Origin of the sequence: Caulobacter sp. Root1472 (assembly GCF_001426985.1) — a bacterium.
In the GTDB taxonomy this organism is placed as follows: Bacteria; Pseudomonadota; Alphaproteobacteria; order Caulobacterales; family Caulobacteraceae; genus Caulobacter; species Caulobacter rhizosphaerae.
In genome coordinates, this window is sequence record NZ_LMFX01000012.1 from 354,642 (window position 1) to 373,247 (window position 18,606).

18 protein-coding genes are annotated in these 18,606 nt (G+C 68.7%); 7 read left to right on the top strand and 11 right to left on the bottom strand.

Going from position 1 to position 18,606, the window contains the following annotated elements; genetic code table 11:
* The first annotated feature begins 46 nt into the window (after positions 1-46).
* A complete protein-coding gene (locus ASD47_RS10485; RefSeq protein WP_056755463.1) occupies positions 47-946 on the top strand; it encodes a LysR family transcriptional regulator in 900 nt (299 codons plus the stop codon).
* Positions 947-1,120: 174 nt separating this feature from the next.
* Here ASD47_RS10485 and ASD47_RS10490 read toward each other — a convergent pair whose 3' ends face one another.
* The 3 genes from ASD47_RS10490 to ASD47_RS10500 form a co-directional block, all read right to left on the bottom strand.
* Positions 1,121-1,513 (bottom strand): response regulator transcription factor, encoded by a 393-nt coding sequence (locus ASD47_RS10490; RefSeq protein WP_056755466.1) that lies wholly within the window; start codon positions 1,511-1,513, stop codon positions 1,121-1,123.
* A 111-nt stretch (positions 1,514-1,624) separates the two neighbouring features.
* Positions 1,625-2,032 (bottom strand): hypothetical protein, encoded by a 408-nt coding sequence (locus ASD47_RS10495; protein WP_056755469.1) that lies wholly within the window; start codon positions 2,030-2,032, stop codon positions 1,625-1,627.
* Positions 2,033-2,224: 192 nt separating this feature from the next.
* Positions 2,225-2,692: a carboxymuconolactone decarboxylase family protein gene (locus ASD47_RS10500; RefSeq protein WP_056755472.1), complete on the bottom strand. Its 468-nt coding sequence runs from the start codon at positions 2,690-2,692 to the stop codon at positions 2,225-2,227.
* A gap of 301 nt (positions 2,693-2,993) precedes the next feature.
* On the opposite strand from ASD47_RS10500, the gene ASD47_RS10505 reads away from it, so the two are divergent.
* Complete coding sequence (locus ASD47_RS10505) at positions 2,994-3,752, top strand: SDR family oxidoreductase (RefSeq protein ID WP_056755474.1); 759 nt, start codon at positions 2,994-2,996, stop codon at positions 3,750-3,752.
* A gap of 75 nt (positions 3,753-3,827) precedes the next feature.
* On the opposite strand, the gene ASD47_RS10510 is transcribed toward ASD47_RS10505, so the two are convergent.
* The 5 genes from ASD47_RS10510 to ASD47_RS10530 form a co-directional block, all read right to left on the bottom strand.
* Positions 3,828-4,586 (bottom strand): SDR family oxidoreductase, encoded by a 759-nt coding sequence (locus tag ASD47_RS10510; RefSeq protein WP_056755476.1) that lies wholly within the window; start codon positions 4,584-4,586, stop codon positions 3,828-3,830.
* Entirely contained in the window at positions 4,583-5,377 is a 795-nt protein-coding gene (locus ASD47_RS10515) for an SDR family oxidoreductase (protein WP_056755478.1), read from the bottom strand. The genes ASD47_RS10510 and ASD47_RS10515 overlap by 4 nt, the downstream gene beginning before the upstream one ends.
* Before the next feature lie 138 nt (positions 5,378-5,515).
* Positions 5,516-6,106 (bottom strand): glutathione S-transferase N-terminal domain-containing protein, encoded by a 591-nt coding sequence (locus tag ASD47_RS10520; RefSeq protein ID WP_056755481.1) that lies wholly within the window; start codon positions 6,104-6,106, stop codon positions 5,516-5,518.
* A gap of 123 nt (positions 6,107-6,229) precedes the next feature.
* On the bottom strand, positions 6,230-6,928 hold the full coding sequence (locus tag ASD47_RS10525) for a response regulator transcription factor (RefSeq protein ID WP_056755483.1): 699 nt from the start codon (positions 6,926-6,928) through the stop codon (positions 6,230-6,232).
* 161 nt (positions 6,929-7,089) lie between these two features.
* A complete protein-coding gene (locus tag ASD47_RS10530) occupies positions 7,090-7,497 on the bottom strand; it encodes a DUF427 domain-containing protein (protein ID WP_056755486.1) in 408 nt (135 codons plus the stop codon).
* A 498-nt stretch (positions 7,498-7,995) separates the two neighbouring features.
* On the opposite strand from ASD47_RS10530, the gene ASD47_RS10535 reads away from it, so the two are divergent.
* Positions 7,996-9,993: an ATP-binding protein gene (locus ASD47_RS10535; RefSeq protein WP_082564566.1), complete on the top strand. Its 1,998-nt coding sequence runs from the start codon at positions 7,996-7,998 to the stop codon at positions 9,991-9,993.
* Here the strand turns inward: ASD47_RS10535 and ASD47_RS10540 are convergent.
* Positions 9,956-10,528 carry a helix-turn-helix domain-containing protein gene (locus ASD47_RS10540; protein WP_056755492.1) on the bottom strand — a complete coding sequence of 191 codons (573 nt, stop codon included), beginning with the start codon at positions 10,526-10,528 and terminating at the stop codon, positions 9,956-9,958. The two genes, ASD47_RS10535 and ASD47_RS10540, sit on opposite strands and share 38 nt — an antisense overlap.
* A 372-nt stretch (positions 10,529-10,900) precedes the next feature.
* Here ASD47_RS10540 and ASD47_RS10545 point away from each other — a divergent pair, with 372 nt between their 5' ends.
* Both ASD47_RS10545 and ASD47_RS10550 read left to right on the top strand, forming a co-directional pair.
* The gene (locus ASD47_RS10545; protein ID WP_056755494.1) at positions 10,901-11,680 is read left to right on the top strand and encodes an alpha/beta fold hydrolase; all 780 of its coding nucleotides are present in this window, start codon (positions 10,901-10,903) and stop codon (positions 11,678-11,680) included.
* Between the two features lie 182 nt (positions 11,681-11,862).
* Positions 11,863-12,735, top strand: coding sequence for a hypothetical protein (locus ASD47_RS10550; RefSeq protein ID WP_056755497.1), 873 nt, complete (start codon positions 11,863-11,865; stop codon positions 12,733-12,735).
* A 39-nt stretch (positions 12,736-12,774) separates the two neighbouring features.
* Here ASD47_RS10550 and ASD47_RS10555 read toward each other — a convergent pair whose 3' ends face one another.
* Positions 12,775-13,410, bottom strand: coding sequence for a response regulator transcription factor (locus tag ASD47_RS10555; RefSeq protein WP_056755500.1), 636 nt, complete (start codon positions 13,408-13,410; stop codon positions 12,775-12,777).
* Positions 13,403-16,438 carry a sensor histidine kinase gene (locus ASD47_RS10560; RefSeq protein ID WP_082564567.1) on the bottom strand — a complete coding sequence of 1,012 codons (3,036 nt, stop codon included), beginning with the start codon at positions 16,436-16,438 and terminating at the stop codon, positions 13,403-13,405. The genes ASD47_RS10555 and ASD47_RS10560 overlap by 8 nt, the downstream gene beginning before the upstream one ends.
* Positions 16,439-16,847: 409 nt before the next feature.
* Between ASD47_RS10560 and dusA the strand changes: the two genes are divergently transcribed.
* Both dusA and ASD47_RS10570 read left to right on the top strand, forming a co-directional pair.
* Positions 16,848-17,858: a tRNA dihydrouridine(20/20a) synthase DusA gene (gene dusA, locus ASD47_RS10565; protein ID WP_056755503.1), complete on the top strand. Its 1,011-nt coding sequence runs from the start codon at positions 16,848-16,850 to the stop codon at positions 17,856-17,858.
* Between the two features lie 77 nt (positions 17,859-17,935).
* Positions 17,936-18,604 carry a hypothetical protein gene (locus tag ASD47_RS10570; protein WP_056755506.1) on the top strand — a complete coding sequence of 223 codons (669 nt, stop codon included), beginning with the start codon at positions 17,936-17,938 and terminating at the stop codon, positions 18,602-18,604.
* Positions 18,605-18,606 lie beyond the last annotated feature (2 nt).

An 18,606-nucleotide genomic window follows, 5' to 3' on the forward strand; every position in this document is an offset into this window, starting at 1 on the left:
CGATAAGACTTTGAAATGCGCATGACCTGATGCAAAAAGACCATCAATGTCGCGTCCCTCGCTCAACGATCTGACGGCCTTCGTGGTGGTCGCCACGCATCGGAGCTTCCGTCGCGCGGCGGATGAGCTGGGGGTGGCGCCGTCCACCTTGAGCCATACGATGCGGGCCCTGGAGGCGCGCATGGGCATGCGTCTGCTCAACCGCACGACCCGCAGCGTTTCGCCGACCGAGGCCGGTTTCCAGTTGCTGGCCCGCCTGCAGCCGGCGCTCGCCTCGCTGGACGAAGCTCTGGAGAGCGTGGCGGCGTTCCGCGGCGGCGTGGCGGGTGTGGTGCGCATCAACGCGCCGCGCGTGGCGGCGGCGCTGATCGTCCGGGATGTCCTTCCGCTCCTGTCGCAACGCCATCCCGACGTGATCGTTGACCTCGTCGTCGAGGGAGCGCTGATCGACATCGTGGCGGGCGGATTCGACGCCGGGGTGCGGCTGGTCGAGTCGATCCCGCGCGACATGATCGCCGTTCCGCTGACGCGTCCGCTACGGTTCCTGTGCGTCGCCTCGCCCGCCTATCTTGACCGCGCCGGCGTACCGACCACGCCCGACGACCTCGGGGCGCATCGCTGCATCGGTCATCGCCTGCCGAGCGGTCGGCTTTACCGCTGGGAGTTCGAACGCGACGGGCAGGTCATGACGATCGACACGGCAGGATCGATCGTCCTCGACGACGAGGACCTGATGGTCGAGGCCGCCGTCAAGGGGCTGGGCGTGGCCTATGTCGCCGAGCCGGCGGCGACAGCGGCGCTGGCGGCGGGACAGGTGCGCGAAGTCCTGGCGTCCTGGCTCCCCGCGACGGAAGCGGTGGCGGTCTATTATCCGGGGCATCGGGCGCCGCCCCTGGCCTTGCGGGCGTTCCTGGAGGTGGTTCGCGAAGTCGGCAAGGGCGGCTGACCACCCCTTGGCGTGCAGGGTGCGGTGGCGAAGCTCAAAGCGCTCGGCGCGACGCGCCAGCCTTACGTCAGACGGAACCGAGCCCTCAACGGGCCGAAGGTCGCGGGCGCCGCCGCGAGGCTGGGAGGAGGGGCGGCGGGGTCCGTCGGCTCCATCGAGACCCCGGTGCGGCGGCTATTCGGCGTCGCGAGACGTCGCGTGTCGGACCAGAGCGTCGTCCAGGTGGCGGCGAAGCGCCTGGGCGTCGATCGGTTTGGTCAGACAGGCCATCGGCCCCGAGGCCATGACCCGAGCGCGCGTGGCGGGATCGGACTGCGCCGTGATGATAATCACGGGCAGCGCGGGATCGAGCAGCCGCAGGCGTTGCTGCAGCTGAAGTCCGCTTTCCCCCACCAGGTTCAGGTCGGTGATCAGGCCCGCGAACCGGCCAGGCGCGTGGTCGGCCCAGAAGCTCTCGCTTCCCTCATAGGTACGGCAATCGAAATCGAAGACTTCCAGCAACTCGGCCAAGGCTTCCCGCATGGCCGCGTCGTCGTCGACGACCGCGAAGAGAGGCGCTGTGGACAACCGACTGGTCCTTTCACGGGCGAAGGTTCCCGTGTGATTGAAATATCGACGCTGTAGAGGCCGCTTTCTACCTATACGATCGTCTAGCCGTTCAGGAGATCCGAGGGCGGCTCAGCGATTGGCGCTCGCGGCGCCGCGTCGCGCCGCCCAGGCGGTGATCAGCCAGCCGAGGATGGCGGGCAGGGTGACGGCCATGAAGTCGCGGGCGAGCGCCGAGGCCGAGCAGATGCCGACCGCCACTTCCCAGAAATGGAAAAGGGCATGGCCCGAAAGCCAGATCGTCGATCCCGTCCAGAAGATCAAGCGCAGGTCAGGCCGGGCGACGCCGGTCAGATAGGCCGCGCCGATCAGCAGGAAGATCAGGCCGATGTCGCGGATGAAGTGCTGATTGTACGGGCCCGTCGTGGTCACGCCGGGCACGGCGAAGTACCAGCCTTCGGGCGAGAACAGCATGAACAGGCCATTGGCCACGGCGAGCACGCCAAGCAGGGCGGCTAGGCCGATGCAGGTATATTTCATCAGGGCGATCTCCTTGCGCCAGGACCCCGGGACCTGTCGGCCGCGGAGGGGTGGTTGAAAGAGGCGCGCCCCGGCGCGCTGGGAGGCCGGGGCGCGACCGAAGGCGACCTGTCGCCCTTTCGAGGCCGGTCGCCTTCGCGCGTCGAACATTGGGGGGCTTCGACGCGATCCGGGCGGCTGCGGGCCGTCGGGTCAGGCCGCGACGGCGGCCGGCTGGGCCGGGTGGGCCGCGCGGGCGGCGATCTGCAGCCGATTCCAGGCGTTGATCTGGCTGATGATGATGGTCAGGGCCGCGATTTCAGCCTCGCTGAACTGGGCCTTGACCACGTCGTAGTCGGCGTCGGGCGCATGGGTCTTGGTGATCCGGGTCAGCGACTCGGCCCAGGCCAGGGCGGCGCGTTCGCGATCGGTGAACAGCGAAGACTCGCGCCACGCGTTGAGCATCTGGAGGCGCAGCTCGGTTTCGCCGTGCGAGCGGGCGTCCTGCACATGCATGAAGATGCAGGCGGCGCAGCCGTTGATCTGGGAGGCGCGCAGGCGGACCAGTTCGCCGAGGCCGCGCTCGATGCCGGTTTCGCCCAGGGCGGCTTCGACGGCGAGCATGGCCTTGGTCACGTCGGGCGCGAGCTTGAACGGGGCGAAGCGGGGGGACTGGGTCATCGTCGGTTCCTCTTTGACGGTGAAGACGCCGCAACAGTGCGCGCCCTGGCGGAATGGGCGCCATCATCCGCGCAGGGCGCGCCGACACGCCCTTGGGACGGGGGACCCGGGGCCGCCTTGGCGCCGAGGCGTCGTCAAGCTGTTCCAAGGTCCAGGCGTGGTGTGGTGAGGGCGTGCGCCGGCACGTCCTCGGCGGAGGTCTACCGCGCCCAGGACAGGCGCCGGGCCGATCCATCGCCTCGCGTGCGTCCGCGCAGGCTTGCGTCATGTTTCCCGGACGATCCATTCGAGGAGAAGCGCTATGAAAATCGTCGTCATCGGCGGGACTGGCCTGATCGGTTCCAGCGTCGTCGCCAATTTGGCCCGCCAGGGCCACGAGGCCGTCGCCGCCGCGCCGAACACTGGGGTCAACACCTTGACGGGCGAGGGGCTGGACGCGGCGCTCGCGGGCGCCGACATCGTGGTCGACGTCGCCAACTCGCCACAGTTCGAGGCTGGCCCGGCCCTCGATTTCTTCGTCACCTCGGGCCGCAACCTCTTGGCCGCTGGGCGGAAGGCCGGGATCAAGCACCATGTCGCCCTGTCGGTCGTCGGGACCGAGCGCCTGCAGGAGAGCGGTTATTTCCGGGCCAAGATCGTCCAGGAAGCCCTGATCCGGGCCTCGCCGATTCCCTATTCGATCCTGCGCTCGACCCAGTTCTTTCCGTTCGTCCAGGGCATCATCCAGGCGGGGCAGGTCGGCGACGAGGTGCACGTGTCGCCCGCCCTGGTCCAGCCGATCGCCGCGCCCGACGTCGCCGGCGCCTTGACCGACGTCGTGCTGGGCCAACCGGTGAACGGGCTGATCGAGATCGCCGGACCCTCGGCCTTCGGCCTGGACAAGTTCGTCGCCCGCTATCTGCAGGCCAAGGGCGATCCCCGCAAGGTCGTCGCGGATCCGGCGGCGCTCTATTTCGGCGTCAAGTTGCAGGAGCGCTCGCTGACGCCGGGCGAGGCCCCCATCCTCGGTCGGACCACGTTCGAGGACTGGTTGAAAGACGCGGTTCCGGCCGCGGCCTGATCAACTTCGTTGCAGCCATGCGAAAAAGCGGGCGGTCCGGCTGGACCGCCCGCGCTTGCGTTACGGACGCCTGCGTCAGTCCGCGCTCTTGTTCGCGCGCTTCAGCCAGAGGTCGAATTCGGTATGGCCGAAGCGCGGATTTCCGTCGGCGATCAGGGTCTCGTCGCCCAGCGGGGTTCCGAAATAGAGCGCCGTCGGTTCGGCCACGACCGGGCGCTCGTCCTGGCGGGCGGTCATAAAGCGCTGGACCAGGTCATCGAGGCGGAACGGGTCGGGACCCGCGACCTCGAGCGTGTCGTTGGCCGGGGCGCGGTCGACGATGTCGGCCAGAGCGGCGGCGACGTCCTCGGCGGCGATGAACTGCACGCGAGCCGGGGCCAGGCGGACCACGTCGCCGTCCAGCCCATCGTCCACGACCCGGTCAAGGAACTCGAAGAACTGCGTCGCGCGCAGGATCGAATAGGGTACGCCGCCGTCGCGGACCAGGTTCTCCTGGGCCAGCTTGGCTCTGAAGTAGCCGCTGCCCTGCAGCCGCTCGCAGCCGACGATCGAGAGCGCCAGATAGTGGCGTACGCCCTCCGCGGAGGCCGCCTCCAGGAGATTGCGGCTGGAGGTCTGGAAGAACGCCATGGCCGGCGCATCATCGAACGACGGCGAGTTGAGGACGTCGATCACCACGTCGGCGCCGACCATGACCTCGTCCAGGCCCTGGCGGGTGATCACATCCACGCCCGACGCGCGGGCGGCGATGCGAACCTCATGGCCCTGGCGGCGGAGGATCTCGGCGAGCTGGGCGCCGACACAACCGGTCCCGCCGGCGACGACGATCTTCATGGTGCATATCCTTGCCCGCGCGCGGTTCGGGGGGCGATCGGCGGAGCTTGCAGGCTGGCGCTCAGCCAATCGTGGAAGCGGGTTGGCGCGATGCGGGCGGTCGCGCCGGGCAGCAGGGAGGTCTCGTCCAGCCGGGCGCCGAAATAGGGAGCGGCCGAATCTGGCTGGACCTGGCGGGGATCCTCGAGGGCGGTGAGGACCTCCGCGGCCAGGGCGTCGAGCCGGAAGCGTTCGGGCCCCGCAACCTCGACGGCGCCGTTGATCGGCGAGCCCAGGGCCAGGTCAGCCAGGGTCTCGGCCACGTCCTCGGCGGCGATCGGCTGCACGCGGGCGGGCGAGATGACGATGTCGCGGTCCGTGCCGTCCTGCACGACGCCGCTGATGAATTCGAAGAACTGGGTCGAGCGCAGGATCGAGAAGGGCAGGCCGGAAGCCTTGATCAGGTCTTCCTGGATCTTCTTGGCCTGGAAATAGCCGCTGGCCTGCAAGCGGTCGGCGCCGACGATCGACAGCGCGATGTGGTGGCGCACGCCCGCGGCTTTTCCGGCGGCCAGCAGGTTGCGCCCCGAACTCTCGAAGAAAGCCAGCGCCGCTGGGCCGTCCAGCGTCGGCGACTGGGTGACGTCGACCACGACGGTTGCGCCGTCGAGCGCTCGATCGAGGCCCTCCCGCGTGATCGTGTTCACGCCGAACGAGGGCGAGGCCTCGAGGACGCGATAGTCGTCCTGGCGAAGATTGTAGACCAGCTTTTCGCCGATCCGTCCGCTCCCGCCAACCACCACGATCTTCATCTCGAAACCTCCGTCTCCGGCGCCCGACTCTGGCGGCTCGGCCTGGACGGAAAACCTAGGGCGCGAGCCTGGATGGGATCGATTGGGTGAAAGGGCGTGCGGGACCTATACCGGCGCATAGGCGCCGCCCGCCGGTGGTCAGACCTGCAAGCCTTCGCTGGCGAGCGCCGCGGCGACCGCGGGGCGGGCCTTCATCCGCTCGTAATAGGCCGCCAGGGGCGCGGGCAGCACGACGCCATTGGGCTTGGCCCAGGTCATGATCACGAACAGGTACGGGTCGGCGACCGTCAGTTTCGGGCCCAGCAGGTAGGCGTCGCCGAGACTGGCCGCCAGGTAGTCCAGCCGCAGGGTCGCCAGGGCGCGGGCCTTCTCCTTGGCCTCCTCGGTCACATCCGGGATGAAGAAGGTATGGAAGCTCTTGTGGACCTCGGTCGAGATGTAGGCCAGCGACTCCAGTAGCCGGAACCAGCCCAGCGGGCCCTCGGGACGAAGGGTCGGCGACTGCTCGGCGATCCACGACAGGATGGCGATGTTCTCGGTGATCATCTCGCCGCTGTCGAGCACCAGCGCCGGCACGTAGCCCTTGGGATTGATGGCCGCGTAGTCCGCCCCGGTCTCGGTGGTCCGCGTATGCAGTTCGACGCGTTCGAAGTCGCAGGGAATGCCGGCTTCGGCCAGGGCGATCTTGTCGGCGAGGCTGCAGGCGCCGATGGCGTAGTAGAGTTTCATGCGGGATCTCCGGGCGATGGGTGTGCTGGAGACGCTACGCGCCGGGCCGATCCGGAGCGATTTGGCCAAAGGCCCAGGGCGCCCCATACCCGCGTACAGGCGTCGCCATCGTCGATGCTCGGCCTAGACGGGCAATTCGTCTCGAAGGGGCGCGGGCAGGGACTGCCAGGCGCGCACCAGATGGGTGACGAAGGGGGTGCGCATCTTCTTCATCAGGCTGCTACGGTGCAGCTTGACCGTCACTTCCGTGATACCGAGTTCATAGGCGATCTGCTTGTTCAGCGCGCCTTGGACCACCGAGCGCATGACCTGGCGTTCGCGTGGCGTCAGGCTCTGGTAGAGCGTGGCGTTCTCCCGCGCCGTCTGGGCGTCGCCGCGCTTGGCCTGGTCGGCGGCGATGGCGCGGTTGACGGCGTCCAGCAGGGTCTGGTCGCGGGCGGGCTTGGTCAGGAACTCGATGGCCCCGGCCTTCATCGCCTGGACCGTCATCGGTATGTCGCCGTGACCGGTCAGGAAGATGATCGACGTCGGGATGCCCTGGGCGGCCAGCTGGCTCTGGAAGTCCAGCCCGCTCAGGCCCGGCATGCGCACGTCCAGGATCATGCAGCCGGGTCGATGCAGCACATCCGCCTCGAGCAGCTCGCGGGTGGAACCAAAAGCCGCGGAGTCGATGCCGACCGACTCCAGCAGCTCGCAGATCGAAAGCCGCACCGCTTCGTCGTCATCGACCACGATGACCAGCGGTTTGGCCTCGGCCTGAACCTTGGCGGACAGTCCGGCGAAACCGCGCTCGTCCCGCGCGAGGGGTAGGGGTTCAGTCATCGAAAGCCTCCTGAGCGCGGTCGCGCCGAGGCTGGCGACGCACTTGCGAGGGCAGTCTTCGGCGGGAAGGTTTGTCATGACCCGGCCCTGGTTCGTCCGCGTTATGAGCCCCGCGCCGTGGGGCGGCCAGACCCGAACAGGGCATGGCGCGGCCCCCCAAATCAGCCGGCCGCGACCTCCGGGTCGTCGTCTTCCCCGGTCCATGCGGCCGGCTGCCCGTCGATCTGGAAGTCGACGTGGGCGGGATGGAAGGCGATGCGGCCGGCGATGGCGGCGAAGGCCGAACGCGGGGTCTCGTAGGACCAGGCCAGGTCGTCGACGATATGCTGGTCCCGATAGATCATGAAATGGCGGGCGTCGCCCTTGTCGGGGTTGCGCGTGACCTTGTCGGTCTGGCGCAGGAAGACCATGAACACATCGTGACGCGGGAAGTAGTAGGCCGGCGCATGGCCCGCCTCTTCCACGACGACCACGTCCTGGCTGTCGGCAATGTCGTGGCCTTCGAACAGCGCGCGGGCGCGGACGCCGCCGCGGATGCGTGGGGTTTGGTCCGTTTCGGAAGTGATCATGGGGTCCACCTGTGGGGTCTGACGATCAAGCGCGAGCCGAAGCTTCATTCGCCTGATCGCCTCGTTTCGGGTTGAGCCGGACAGGTTGGGCGCTCGCCTACCGCTTCGTGGTCGCGAGATGAAATCGGAAAAAATCTCGCGTTCGCCATCCCTGCCGCGTCCGATTGACACGGCTCGACAGGAGTGTCGCCGCAGGGTCGGGGGGCCGAAACTATGCGGTGGGCGAACCGCGGGCGGCGTCCGCGGCCCCGAAATTCCCGGCCGCCACCCAAGAAGGCGCTATGGCCCCCAGACCAAAGGATAGGTAGCCAGGGCAATGGTCGGGCCCGCGGAAACGAGGGGGCGAGGTAAACCCCCGGCCGTCTTCATTGACGCGGAAGAGGGGGGAGCGGACCGGCCCGAACGTGTGAGGGTCGGGGCGATCGACCGCGGTAATGTCGGGATCATGACGAAGTCCCGACGCCGCTGCCTTGCCGCCACGACCGGAGCGCGCCGGTCATGACCGTGCTGTTTCGCACCTTGGGGCGAGGGGATTGCGGTGACCTGGCCGATCTCGCGATGGAGGCCGTCGTCGTCACCGACCCTGCGGGCGTCGTCCGCTACTGGAACCCGGCGGCCGAGAGTCTTTACGGCTGGCCGGCCATGGCGATGGTGGGTCTGGACCTGCGCGAACTGGCTTCCGACGCCCAGCTCCATGACGAGGAATGGGCGCTGTTGCTGCGCGAGGGCGCCTGGGAGGGCGACATCCGCCGCAGCGGGGCGGCCGGTCCCGCCGTCGCCGCCCACGTGCGTCGCACCCTGAGGCGCAACGCCGACGGCTCGTTGAGGGACGTGGTCGAGTACGGACAGGCGGCGCGTTCGCGTCCGCATCTGGGCGGCCTGGACGGACCGACAGAGCTGCGGCGGACGATCGCGGCCTGCTGGGAACTGGACGTGGTCGGGACCCGCGCCGCTCGCGCCGCCGGGGCCGACGGCGGCGCGCTGCTCGGCGACTGTCGGATCATCGACGCCAACGTGCGCGCAGTTCGACTGTTCGGGGGGGCGGCCGAGCGCGACCGGACGATCGGGCGCCCCTTGGGCGACTTCTGGCCGGCCGAGAGCCGGGAGGCCATAGCGGGGCTGCTGGCCGCCGCCCTCGAGCGGCCAGTCGGCTCGCCCCTTGTCCAGGTGCTGGGACTGTACGGCGTGCTGGCCGGGGCGACCGCGACCGCCTGGCGGTCGGCCGAGCCGGGCCGCGCCGAGGCGGTGTTCCTGATGGTCAACGGCGCGGTCAGCGACGACCGCACGGCCTGGGAGCTTCAGGCCAGCGAGGACCGCTACCGCAAGCTGATCCATTTCGCACCCACGCCGCTGCTCTATGTCGACTCCCGCCGCTCCGGCGACGAGTTTCAGAAGCTGCGGGCCCAGGGGGTCACCGACATCGCCAACTTTCTGGACGACCACCCTGAATTGGTCGAACTGGCCAAGGACGTCGTCGTGGTGACCGAGGTCAACCAGGCCGCCGTCCGACTGTTCGGAGCGCGCAACGCCGCGGAGCTCATCCAGTCGGTGCGCTATCTGTTCTCGGCCACGCCGAAAATGGCCAACCGGGTGATGGAGGCCCACTTCGAGGGCCGCCGCAACTATGTCGAACAGGCCAAGATGGCCACGTTCGACGGACGGGTTCTGGATGTGGTGTTCTCGGTGACCTATCCCGCGCCGCCCGAGTACATGGACACCACGTTCATCACCATCGAGGACGTCACTGAACGGCTGTGGACCGAGGGCGAGCTCCGTCGCCTGCAGGCCAACTTCGCCCACGCGGCGCGCCTGTCGACCCTGGGGGAACTGGCGGCCTCGATCGCGCACGAGGTCAATCAGCCGCTCTCGGCGATCGCCACCAACGCCGACACGAGCCTGCGCTGGCTAGCCCAAAACCCGCCCAATCTCGAAAAGGTTCGCATGCTGACCGAACGGATCGCCGCCAGCGCCGGCCGCGCCAGCGAGATCATCGAGCGGGTGCGCGGAATGGCCATGAAGCGCCAGCCGCGGCATGCGCGGCTGGATTTGCGCGCGACCATCGAGGAAGCCGTGATGATCGTGCGCCACGAGATCGAAGCCAAGGCCATCACCATAAGCCTGGCCCTGGATCGGGATCTCCCGGCCATTCACGGCGACCGGATCCAGTTGCAGCAGGTGGTGGTCAACCTGCTGATCAACAGTCTCCAGGCCATCGACCACCACGGTCTCGACCGCCGCGAGATCCGGCTGGCTGCGGCGCCGGTTCCAGGCGGCGTGACGATTTCGATCCACGACACCGGACCGGGCATCGCCGCCGAGCACCTGGCCAGCGTCTTCGATGGGTTCTTCACCACCAAGGACGGCGGCATCGGCATCGGCCTGGCCATCTGCCAGTCGATCATCACCGAGCATGGCGGGGCGATCTCGGCGGCCAATCACGACGCCGGCGGGGCGATCTTCACGATCGCGCTGCCGCTTGATCCCCCGGCCGCCTGAACCCGAGCGGCTGCTCCGCGGCGCTGGCGACCGGCCAGCCGTGCACGCGCCGCCAGGCGCGGGGCGGAGCGCCGTAGCGGCGATGGAACAGGCGGGTCAGGTGAGACTGGTCGCTGAGACCGCAGGCCAGGGCGATCTCGCTGATCGATTGGTTGGTGTCGATCAGCAGTCGCCGGGCCCGTTCCAACCGCACGCCCATGACATAGCGCGAGAAGGGCTCGCCGAAGGTCTTCTTGAACGCTCGCGAGAAATGGCTGCGGCTAACGCGCGCCAGGCCCGCGACGTCTTCGAGGCGCAGGGGCGTTTCGATATTGGTCTCGATATGCGCCCTTAGCCGCTTGACCAGCCAGGGCGCGAAGCCGCCGGTGTGGGCCGTAAGCGCCTGTTCGCCGCCGACCATCCACAGCGCGGCGGCGATCTTGGCGCGGGCGCTGATCTGCTCCGGCGGGAGATCGCCCAGGGCGTCGGCCAGCAGTCCGGCCAGGCTGGACGAGCGCCCGTTGACGGTCTCGGTGGAGTCGGTCCCTGGCGGCATGGCGGCCTTCCGTCGTTGTGTTCCGGCTCAACGACCCTCGGACGGTGAGCGATGGAGAGGACGTTACGGAGGGCGGCGCGGGCGATCGATCTGGCGGAAGGACGGAGCGACCCCATACCTGCGGCTAGGATCCGGTCGAGCGCCGCCTAAGGTCGGAGAAGAGCCGCGCCCCTGGAGCCTGGGCGGGCCGAAGCGTGAAGGATGGCGGGGCGATGGACAGCGGCATGATCCTGCTCCGAACTTGGCTCGAACCCCGGGGGACCTAGACCTTGGGAGGGGGCGGCCAAGCCCTTCCGCGGGATGGGCGGCCCCGACGGAGATGGCGCATCGTGTGGTCGACGGGACGCCTCCCCGGAACCCACGGAGATATCGATGCGCACTCTGCTCAAGATCTTGGGCCTGACCGCGGCGCTGGCGACGGCGAGCGTCGCCCAGTCGGCCGAGCCTGCCGCCAAGCCGACCATCGTTCTGGTGCACGGCGCCTTCGCAGACGCTTCGGGCTGGAACGGCGTGGTCGCGAAGCTCAGCCAGGACGGCTATCCGGTGGTCGCCGCCGCCAATCCACTAAGGGCTTTGAAATCCGACGCAGAGTCCCTTTCAGCGCTGATCAGGTCCATCGGCGGATCGGTGGTTCTGGTGGGCCACTCCTACGGCGGCGAGGTGATTACCGAGGCCGCGAAGGGTCAGGGCAATGTCGTCGCCTTGGTCTATGTCGCGGGTTTCCTGCCGGACGCTGGTGAATCGGCGCTCTCGCTGTCGGGAAAGTTCCCGGGCAGCACGCTGGCCCACGCGCTGGCCCCGGTCGTGCTGCAGGACGGCGACGAGGATTTTTACATCCAGCCCGCCAAGTTCCACGCGCAATTCGCCGCGGACGCGCCGGCCGCGACGGCGGCTCTCATGGCCGCGACCCAGCGCCCGGTGACGGGACGGGCGTTGTCCGACATGGCGACGGCGCCGACCTGGAAGCAGTTGCCGTCGTACGTGATCTATGGAACCGCCGACCGCAACATTCCGGCGGAGGCCGAGCGGTTCATGGCCGACCGCGCCAAGGCCCGTAAGACCGTCGCCGTCGAGGGCGGCTCGCACGCCCTGATGGTGTCGCATCCCGGCGAGATCGTCGCCCTGATCGAGGAAGCCGCTTCGGCGCGCTGAAGCGTGACCGCAGCCGAGAGAGAGCTATCCCGCAGGGCGGGCCAACACGCCCGACCGCGAAGCTATGGCCTATGACATGGTGGTTGTCGGGGCCGGCCCCTCCGGCCCCGCCGCCGCCATCCGCTTCAAGCCGCTGCCAAGGCGGCGACGGACCGAACTATCCGAACCTGTAGAGAGGCCCCATGCGTGACGGCGCGACCCGGATACTTCTGCAGACCACCATTCCGCCGACCGACGACGACTGGTCGATCGCGCGCTTTGGCTTGCTGCATCAACTGCTGGCCGGCGCGGTCGACGCCGAGGGAAGGCCTCTCTACACCGTGGAGGCGCGCGACCGTGGTCCGATCGGCGCGCCCGATCCGGTGCTGTCGCGCCTGGACGAGAGCGACTTCGACCAACTCTGGCTGCTGGCCGTCGATGTCGGCGACGGGCTGACCGAGCAGGACTGCGAAGGAGTCTCCCGCTTCCGCCAGGCCGGCGGCGGCATGCTGGTCACCCGCGACCACATGGACCTGGGCTCGTCGGTCTGCACCCTGGGCGGCGTCGGCGCGGCGCATCATTTCCACAGCCGCAATCCTGAGGCCGATCCGGGCCGGCACGTCCGCGACGACGAGGAGACCCAGGCCATTTCCTGGCCGAATTATCGGTCGGGAGCCAATGGCGACTATCAGCTGATCCGGCCGATCGAGCCCGTTCATCCGGTGCTGATCGATCCCGCCTCGCCGACCGGCGTCCTGCGCTACTTGCCCGCCCACCCGCACGAGGGCGCCGTGGCCGCTCCTGGCGGCGCCCGCGCGATCATGACGGGGCGCAGCCAGGCCACAGGCCGCGACTTCAACCTCGCCGTCGCCTTCGAGCGTGACGGACACGGCGGGCCGGCGATCGCCGAAAGCACCTTCCACCACTTCGCCGACTACAACTGGGACCTCTCGCGCGGATGTCCGACCTTCGTCTCCGAGGTTCCTGGCCACGGAATGGCGCGCGAGCCCGGGGCTCTGGCCGACATTCACCGCTACGTCCTGAACATCGCGGCCTGGCTGGGCAGACGCCTATAGCCACATCGGGCGGCGCGATCGCCGCCCGATCGGGCGTTCTCAGAGCTCGATGATCCCTCGGCGCGCTGCGACCGTGACGGCGTGGGTGCGGTCGGACACGCCGAGCTTGGTGAAGACGCCCTTCAGATAGCCCTTCACCGTCTCCTCGGAGATGCCCAGATCGCGGGCGATCTCCTTGTTGGCCTTGCCGACGGCGACAAGCTGCAGAACCGTCACTTCGCGCTCGCTGAGGCCGTCTTCGAGGATGTGCATGGCGATCTCGTCGGCGATGTTGCGATGCAGATAGCGGCGGCCCTGACTGACGCTGTGGATCGCGTCGAGCATCTCGGTGCGCAGGCTGCTTTTCAGCAGGTAGCCCATGGCGCCGGCCTTCAGCGCGCGGACAGCCTGCACGTCGCCGTCATAGGTGGTCAGCACGACGATGCAGGCGGTGGGATGTTCCGCGCGGATCGCCTTGATCGCCTCGACCCCGCCCATGCCCGGCATCTGCAGGTCCATCAGGGTCACGTCAGGCCGCAGGTCGCGGAACTGGACGATGGCCTCGACGCCGTCACGCGCCTCGCCGACCAGCAGCATGTCGTCGCGATCCTCCAGAATCGCGGCGACGCCCTCGCGAAGGATCGGGTGATCATCGACCACGAGGATGCGGATGGGACGCGAACTGGACTCAGGCAACGGGGGCTCTCCCAAAACGACGAAGGAAGTTGGACAGGCGCGACCGCGCGGGAGCCTTGTCGGCATAGGCCAGTCGCGCGGGTAGTTTCAGGGTGATCTCGGCGCCGGCGCCCGGCCGGCTCTCGATCGACAGGGCGCCGCCGATCCGCTGGGCGCGCTCGCGCATGCCCACGAGGCCGAAGTGGCCGGGCTTGTGGCCCTTGACCACGACCTCTTGCGGGATGCCCACGCCGTCGTCGCGGATCCGGACGCTCAGCTGATGGTCGGTGAAGCCGATCGAGACCTCGACCGACTGGGCCTTGGCGTGGCGTGCGATGTTGAACAGCGCCTCGCCCGCGACGCGGCCGATCTCGGCGGCGACCAGCGGATGCACGGTGCGCGCGACGCCCTCGGTGATGATGTGGATGGGGATGGGCGGATCGAACCCCGCCGCGGCCCCCCGTTCTTCCAGGATCGCGGGGAGGTCGCCGGGACTTTCGGCCATCCTCAGGTCGCGCACCCGGTTGCGGCCATCGACGATGACGTCGTCCGCACGCTTGAGCGCAGATTCCAGCAGGTCTCGGGACTGGTCGCCCGGCGGCATCTTGTTGGCCACCGACTGGAACCGCAGCACCAGGCCCTGGACGCTTTGCAGCAGCGTGTCGTGCAGTTCTCGCGCGATCCGCTCGCGCTCGCTGAGCCGCGCCTCGTGGCCGACATGGATACGCTGCTCCAGCTGGGCCAGGCGGAGCCGGTAGAACAGCCACAGCAGCGCCAGGGTCAAGCCGATGCACAGGGCCAAAAACCAGCGCGACTGCAGGAAGGTCGGCGGGATGTCGAACGCGACCGCCGCGCCGGTCCGGTTCCAGACGCCCTCGTTGCTGGCCGCGATCACGTGGAAGCGGTACTTGCCAGGCTTGAGATTGGTGTAGAACGCCTGCCGTCGCGCGCCTGGATCGACCCAGTCGCGATCGAAGCCTTCGAGCTTATAGCGGACGCTGACCTGACGGGGGTCGGCGAAGCTGAGCACCGCGTAGTCGATCTCAAGGCTGGACGTCGCCTTCTTGAGCCTGAGGTCTGCGGGGTCACGATAGAGGTGGTCGCCCGCGGCCAGCGACCGGATCGCGACATCGGGCGGAAGATGCGTGCGGGCGATGTGTCGAGGATCCATCCACAGGGTTCCGGTCTCGGTCGCGACCCAGATCCGCCCGTCGCCGCCCTGGACCAGCGCGCGCTGGGTGTGCGAGTGGGGGCGGCTGGTCAGGCCGTCGCCAAAGCCCAGCGAGAGGTCGGGGGGAGAAAAGGCGCGGCGGGCGAAGGCGCGCTCAAGGTCCTGGGCGCCGAGCCGAACCAGGGCCCTGGGATAGGCTAGCCAGGTGTCGCCCTGCGGCGTCTGGACCACCCCGCTGATCCGACCGCGCAGCGCGCCGGCCCGTATCGTGTCGACCCGTCCATCGCGAAACCGCGACAGTCCGAAGTCGCCCGCGGCCAGGACATCGCCGTTCGCGGCAGGATAGAGGGTCACGGCGGTGGCGTCGCGGCCGAGGTCCAGGCCCCGGAACGTGCGGGTGGGATAGTCCACCCAGGCCAGGCGGCGCAGCGCCCATTGCAGCACCAGCCGTCCGTCGGCGTCCCGAACCATGGTCATCGGGTGAAACCGCTCGCCGTCGGCTTGAGCGAACATCGCTTCCCAGCGCCCTTGGTGATGGCGCAGCAGTCCGCCCGCGGCGGCGGAAATCCAGAAGTCGCCGCGCCTGTCGAACGCGCAGTCATAGATGATGCTGTCGGTGTCGGGGCGGTTGAATGTCCGGAGCGTCCGGCCGTCCTTCCACACTGCGACGCGCGTGGCGAAGGCGATCCAGACCGCGCCGTCCGGCGCCTCGCAGAGGCTCTGCGGTTCGCGGACGCCACGCAGGATGGGCTTCGGGGCGCCGCCCGGCGCGATCCGGTAGATCGTGTCGGCCTCCCCGACATAGACGCTGCCGTCGGACGCCGAGAGCAGCTTGTCGCCGAACGCGGCAGGATGGTTCAGCAAAGGCTCGGACCGGAGCGTCGCCGGACGCAGCTTGTCCAAGCCCTTTTCCGAGCCGATCCAGATGTTGCCCTCGCGGTCCTCGAAGACTTGATTGGTCAGGTCCGAGGACAGGCCGTCGCGATCGCCAAGGGTTTCGATCAAGCGGCTTGAGCGTCCGAAGGCGCCCGCCGCCGCGACCCGTTGCACGCCGCCGTAGCGTGTCGCGATCCAGAGGTTTCCTGCGCGATCGAACCGAGGCGCGCCACGGATCTGGGCGTCGTCGGTGCGATAGGGCGGGCCGGCAGGGGGCGGGCCATGCCCACCGGGGCCGGTGAGGGGATAGCTGCCGGTTCGCGCCGACAGCCAGACGCGCCCAAGGGGGTCCTGCGACAGCATTCCATTGGCGCGCGGCGTCCTGCGCACGACTTCGAACCGCTCTGCGCCGGGCGGCAGGCGCGCGACCGAATTGCTGAGCGACACCCAGACCGCGCCGTCAGCCGCCACCAGCAAGCTGAGAGCGTCGTCGCGCGGCAGGCCTTGGGCGGCGTTGAAGGCGCGCCACCGATCGCCGCGAAGTCGCAGCAGTTCGGCGTCGAACCGGGCGGTGAGGGCCCAGATCGCGCCGTCCTTCCCCTCGGCCATCGCCACGACCCGATTGGGCGCGGCGGGTAGGGCCGAGGCGCGCAAGGCGCCGTCGCGATAGACGGCGAAGCGGTGTGTCTCGCCGAGGCTGGTCCAGATGTCCCCGTTGCGCGCCGCCAGCACGGCGCTCGGCGGATCCTGCCGCCCCTGGCCGGGCTCGATGTCGATCGGCTCGAAGTTGATCCCGTCGAATCGGAAAAGACCTACGCCCGTCGCGAGCCAGAGATAGCCGTCGCGGCCCTGGTCCATGGCGAGCACGGGGGCGGGAGCCTCGCCCTCTTCGGTCCATCGCTGATGGGTGTAGTGGGCCAGGCGACGCACCGGCTCGGCGGCGGACGCCGCGGAGGCGTGCAACAGCATCGTCGCAATGAGGACGGCCTTGATCAATCGCACGACAGGTTCCGCGGCTCTCCGGGCTCCAGCGCCCAAGGCTGCCGACACTTGCTGCTCTTCCGGGCCTGGATGGCAAGCCCCAGTTGGGGGAGGCGACACCCCCTCCGACCGGGATCCTCGTGAAGCCGTGGGCGAACGCCCCAGCTGACTGTTGGCTGTTGGGAAACGAGGCGGCCGAGGCGCGGCGTCGAAGCGCGTTAGGCGTTTCGATCCCGCGGAGCGTCCCTATGCCGGATCAGAAAACGCATAAATGCTGTACGTGATCGAACCCGTCGCATGTACAGTGAGCGGCGGTTTCGGGCGTTTTTTACGCACGAAAATCGGATAACCCCTTGAAATCCTTCGGTTGGCTTTCTGTCGGTCCAATTCCTCATGTGGGATTGGCGTGGAAATTATTGAATAAAATTCGATGCTTATGACGAAATTTTCCGTGGCTCCGATGATGGATTGGAGCGACCGTCACTGCCGGTCGCTGCACCGGGTGCTGTCGCGCCGGACGCTGCTGTATTCCGAGATGGTGACCAGCGGGGCGGTGCTGAACGGCGATCGCGAGAAGCTGCTGGGCTTCGACCCCGGCCAGCATCCGGTGGCGCTGCAACTGGGCGGATCCGAGCCCGCAGACCTGGCCGCCGCCGCCAGGATCGGCGAGGACTGGGGCTATGACGAGATCAATCTGAACGTCGGCTGCCCGTCCGACCGCGTGCAGAGCGGGCGGTTCGGAGCCTGCCTGATGCGCGAGCCGCAGCTGGTGGCGGACTGCATGGCGGCCATGGCGGCGGCGGTGTCCGTACCGGTGACCGTCAAGTGCCGGATCGGCGTCGACGACCAGGACCCGGAACAGAGCCTGTTCGAGCTGGTCGACCTGTCGGCCCAGGCCGGTGTCACCACCTTCGTGGTCCATGCGCGCAAGGCCTGGCTGAAGGGGCTGTCGCCGAAGGAAAACCGCGACGTGCCGCCGCTGGACTATCCGCTGGTCCACCGGCTGAAGCGCGAGCGCCCGGACCTGACGATCGTGATCAACGGCGGCATTCCTGACCTCGACGTGGCTTTGGCCCAGCTGGAGCACGTGGACGGGGCGATGCTGGGGCGGGCGGCCTACCATGAGCCGGGCCTGCTGGGGCAGGTCGACCGTCGGGTGTTCGGCGAGGACGTCGCCGATATCGATGCGTTCGAGGCGGTCGAGCTCTACAAGCCCTACATGGCCGCCCAGCTGGCGGCGGGCGTGCACCTGGCGGCGATGAGCCGTCACATGCTGGGTCTGTTCCACGGTTTGCCTGGCGCGCGCGCCTGGCGCCGCATCCTGACCGTCGACGGCGTGAAGGCCGGGGCGGGGCTGGAGGTGGTCGACCGCGCCCTGAGCGCCGTCCGCCAGGCGGTCGACGCGCGCGAGGCGCGGGCGCTGGACGCCGTCGCCAGCTAAGCCCCGGGAACAAGGGACGCGAGCGCACGGTTAACGATCCTCGAGGTCGGGGCGAAACCCTGATGCGAGGTCGCCACATGTTGCGTTCCATTCTGACCGCCGCGCTTCTCGCCGCCGCGGCCGTTCCGTCCCTGGCGCAGGCCCAGGACGGCCGTCTGGCCGTCGACGCCAATATCGGCACGCCCGGCCTGGGCGCCGAACTGCAGTACAAGCTCAATGACCATTTCGTCGTCCGGGGCGGCGGCGACTGGATGAACTTCGACCACGACCACACCTACAGCGGCGTCGACTATTCGGCGAAGCTGAAGACAGGCACGGCCGGCGCCTTCGTCGACTGGCACCCCGGCGGCGGTGGCTTCTTCCTGTCGGGCGGCGGCTATTTCGGCGAGCGCAAGGCGCGGCTGGACGGCCGGCCGACAGGGCCGACCCAGATCGGCGACCTGACGTTCACCCCCGAGCAGATCGGCACGATCCGCGGCGGCGTCGAGATGTCCAAGACCCAGCCGTTCCTGGGTCTGGGCTGGGACAACACCTTCACGCGCAATAGCCGCTGGGGCTTTCGGGTGCTGGGCGGGGTGTCGTTCAGCGACAAGCCCAAGGTCGACCTGACCGCCACAGACGGCACGCTGGCCGGCGATCCGCTCTTCCAGGCCGAGCTTCGGCGGGAGGAGGACGACGTCCGCGACGACGCCAAGGGCTTCAAGTACTTCCCGATCGTCCAGGTCGGGCTGAACTACCGGTTCTGATC

Coding starts and splice junctions, on each gene's coding strand:
- ASD47_RS10485 (WP_056755463.1), top strand. CDS start 47: ATGTCGCGTCCCTCGCTCAACGATCTGACGGCCTTCGTGGTGGTCGCC.
- ASD47_RS10495 (WP_056755469.1), bottom strand. CDS start 2,032: ATGAAATATACCTGCATCGGCCTAGCCGCCCTGCTTGGCGTGCTCGCC.
- ASD47_RS10500 (WP_056755472.1), bottom strand. CDS start 2,692: ATGACCCAGTCCCCCCGCTTCGCCCCGTTCAAGCTCGCGCCCGACGTG.
- ASD47_RS10505 (WP_056755474.1), top strand. CDS start 2,994: ATGAAAATCGTCGTCATCGGCGGGACTGGCCTGATCGGTTCCAGCGTC.
- ASD47_RS10510 (WP_056755476.1), bottom strand. CDS start 4,586: ATGAAGATCGTCGTCGCCGGCGGGACCGGTTGTGTCGGCGCCCAGCTC.
- ASD47_RS10515 (WP_056755478.1), bottom strand. CDS start 5,377: ATGAAGATCGTGGTGGTTGGCGGGAGCGGACGGATCGGCGAAAAGCTG.
- ASD47_RS10520 (WP_056755481.1), bottom strand. CDS start 6,106: ATGAAACTCTACTACGCCATCGGCGCCTGCAGCCTCGCCGACAAGATC.
- ASD47_RS10525 (WP_056755483.1), bottom strand. CDS start 6,928: ATGACTGAACCCCTACCCCTCGCGCGGGACGAGCGCGGTTTCGCCGGA.
- ASD47_RS10530 (WP_056755486.1), bottom strand. CDS start 7,497: ATGATCACTTCCGAAACGGACCAAACCCCACGCATCCGCGGCGGCGTC.
- ASD47_RS10535 (WP_082564566.1), top strand. CDS start 7,996: ATGACCGTGCTGTTTCGCACCTTGGGGCGAGGGGATTGCGGTGACCTG.
- ASD47_RS10540 (WP_056755492.1), bottom strand. CDS start 10,528: ATGCCGCCAGGGACCGACTCCACCGAGACCGTCAACGGGCGCTCGTCC.
- ASD47_RS10545 (WP_056755494.1), top strand. CDS start 10,901: ATGCGCACTCTGCTCAAGATCTTGGGCCTGACCGCGGCGCTGGCGACG.
- ASD47_RS10550 (WP_056755497.1), top strand. CDS start 11,863: ATGCGTGACGGCGCGACCCGGATACTTCTGCAGACCACCATTCCGCCG.
- dusA (WP_056755503.1), top strand. CDS start 16,848: ATGCTTATGACGAAATTTTCCGTGGCTCCGATGATGGATTGGAGCGAC.
- ASD47_RS10570 (WP_056755506.1), top strand. CDS start 17,936: ATGTTGCGTTCCATTCTGACCGCCGCGCTTCTCGCCGCCGCGGCCGTT.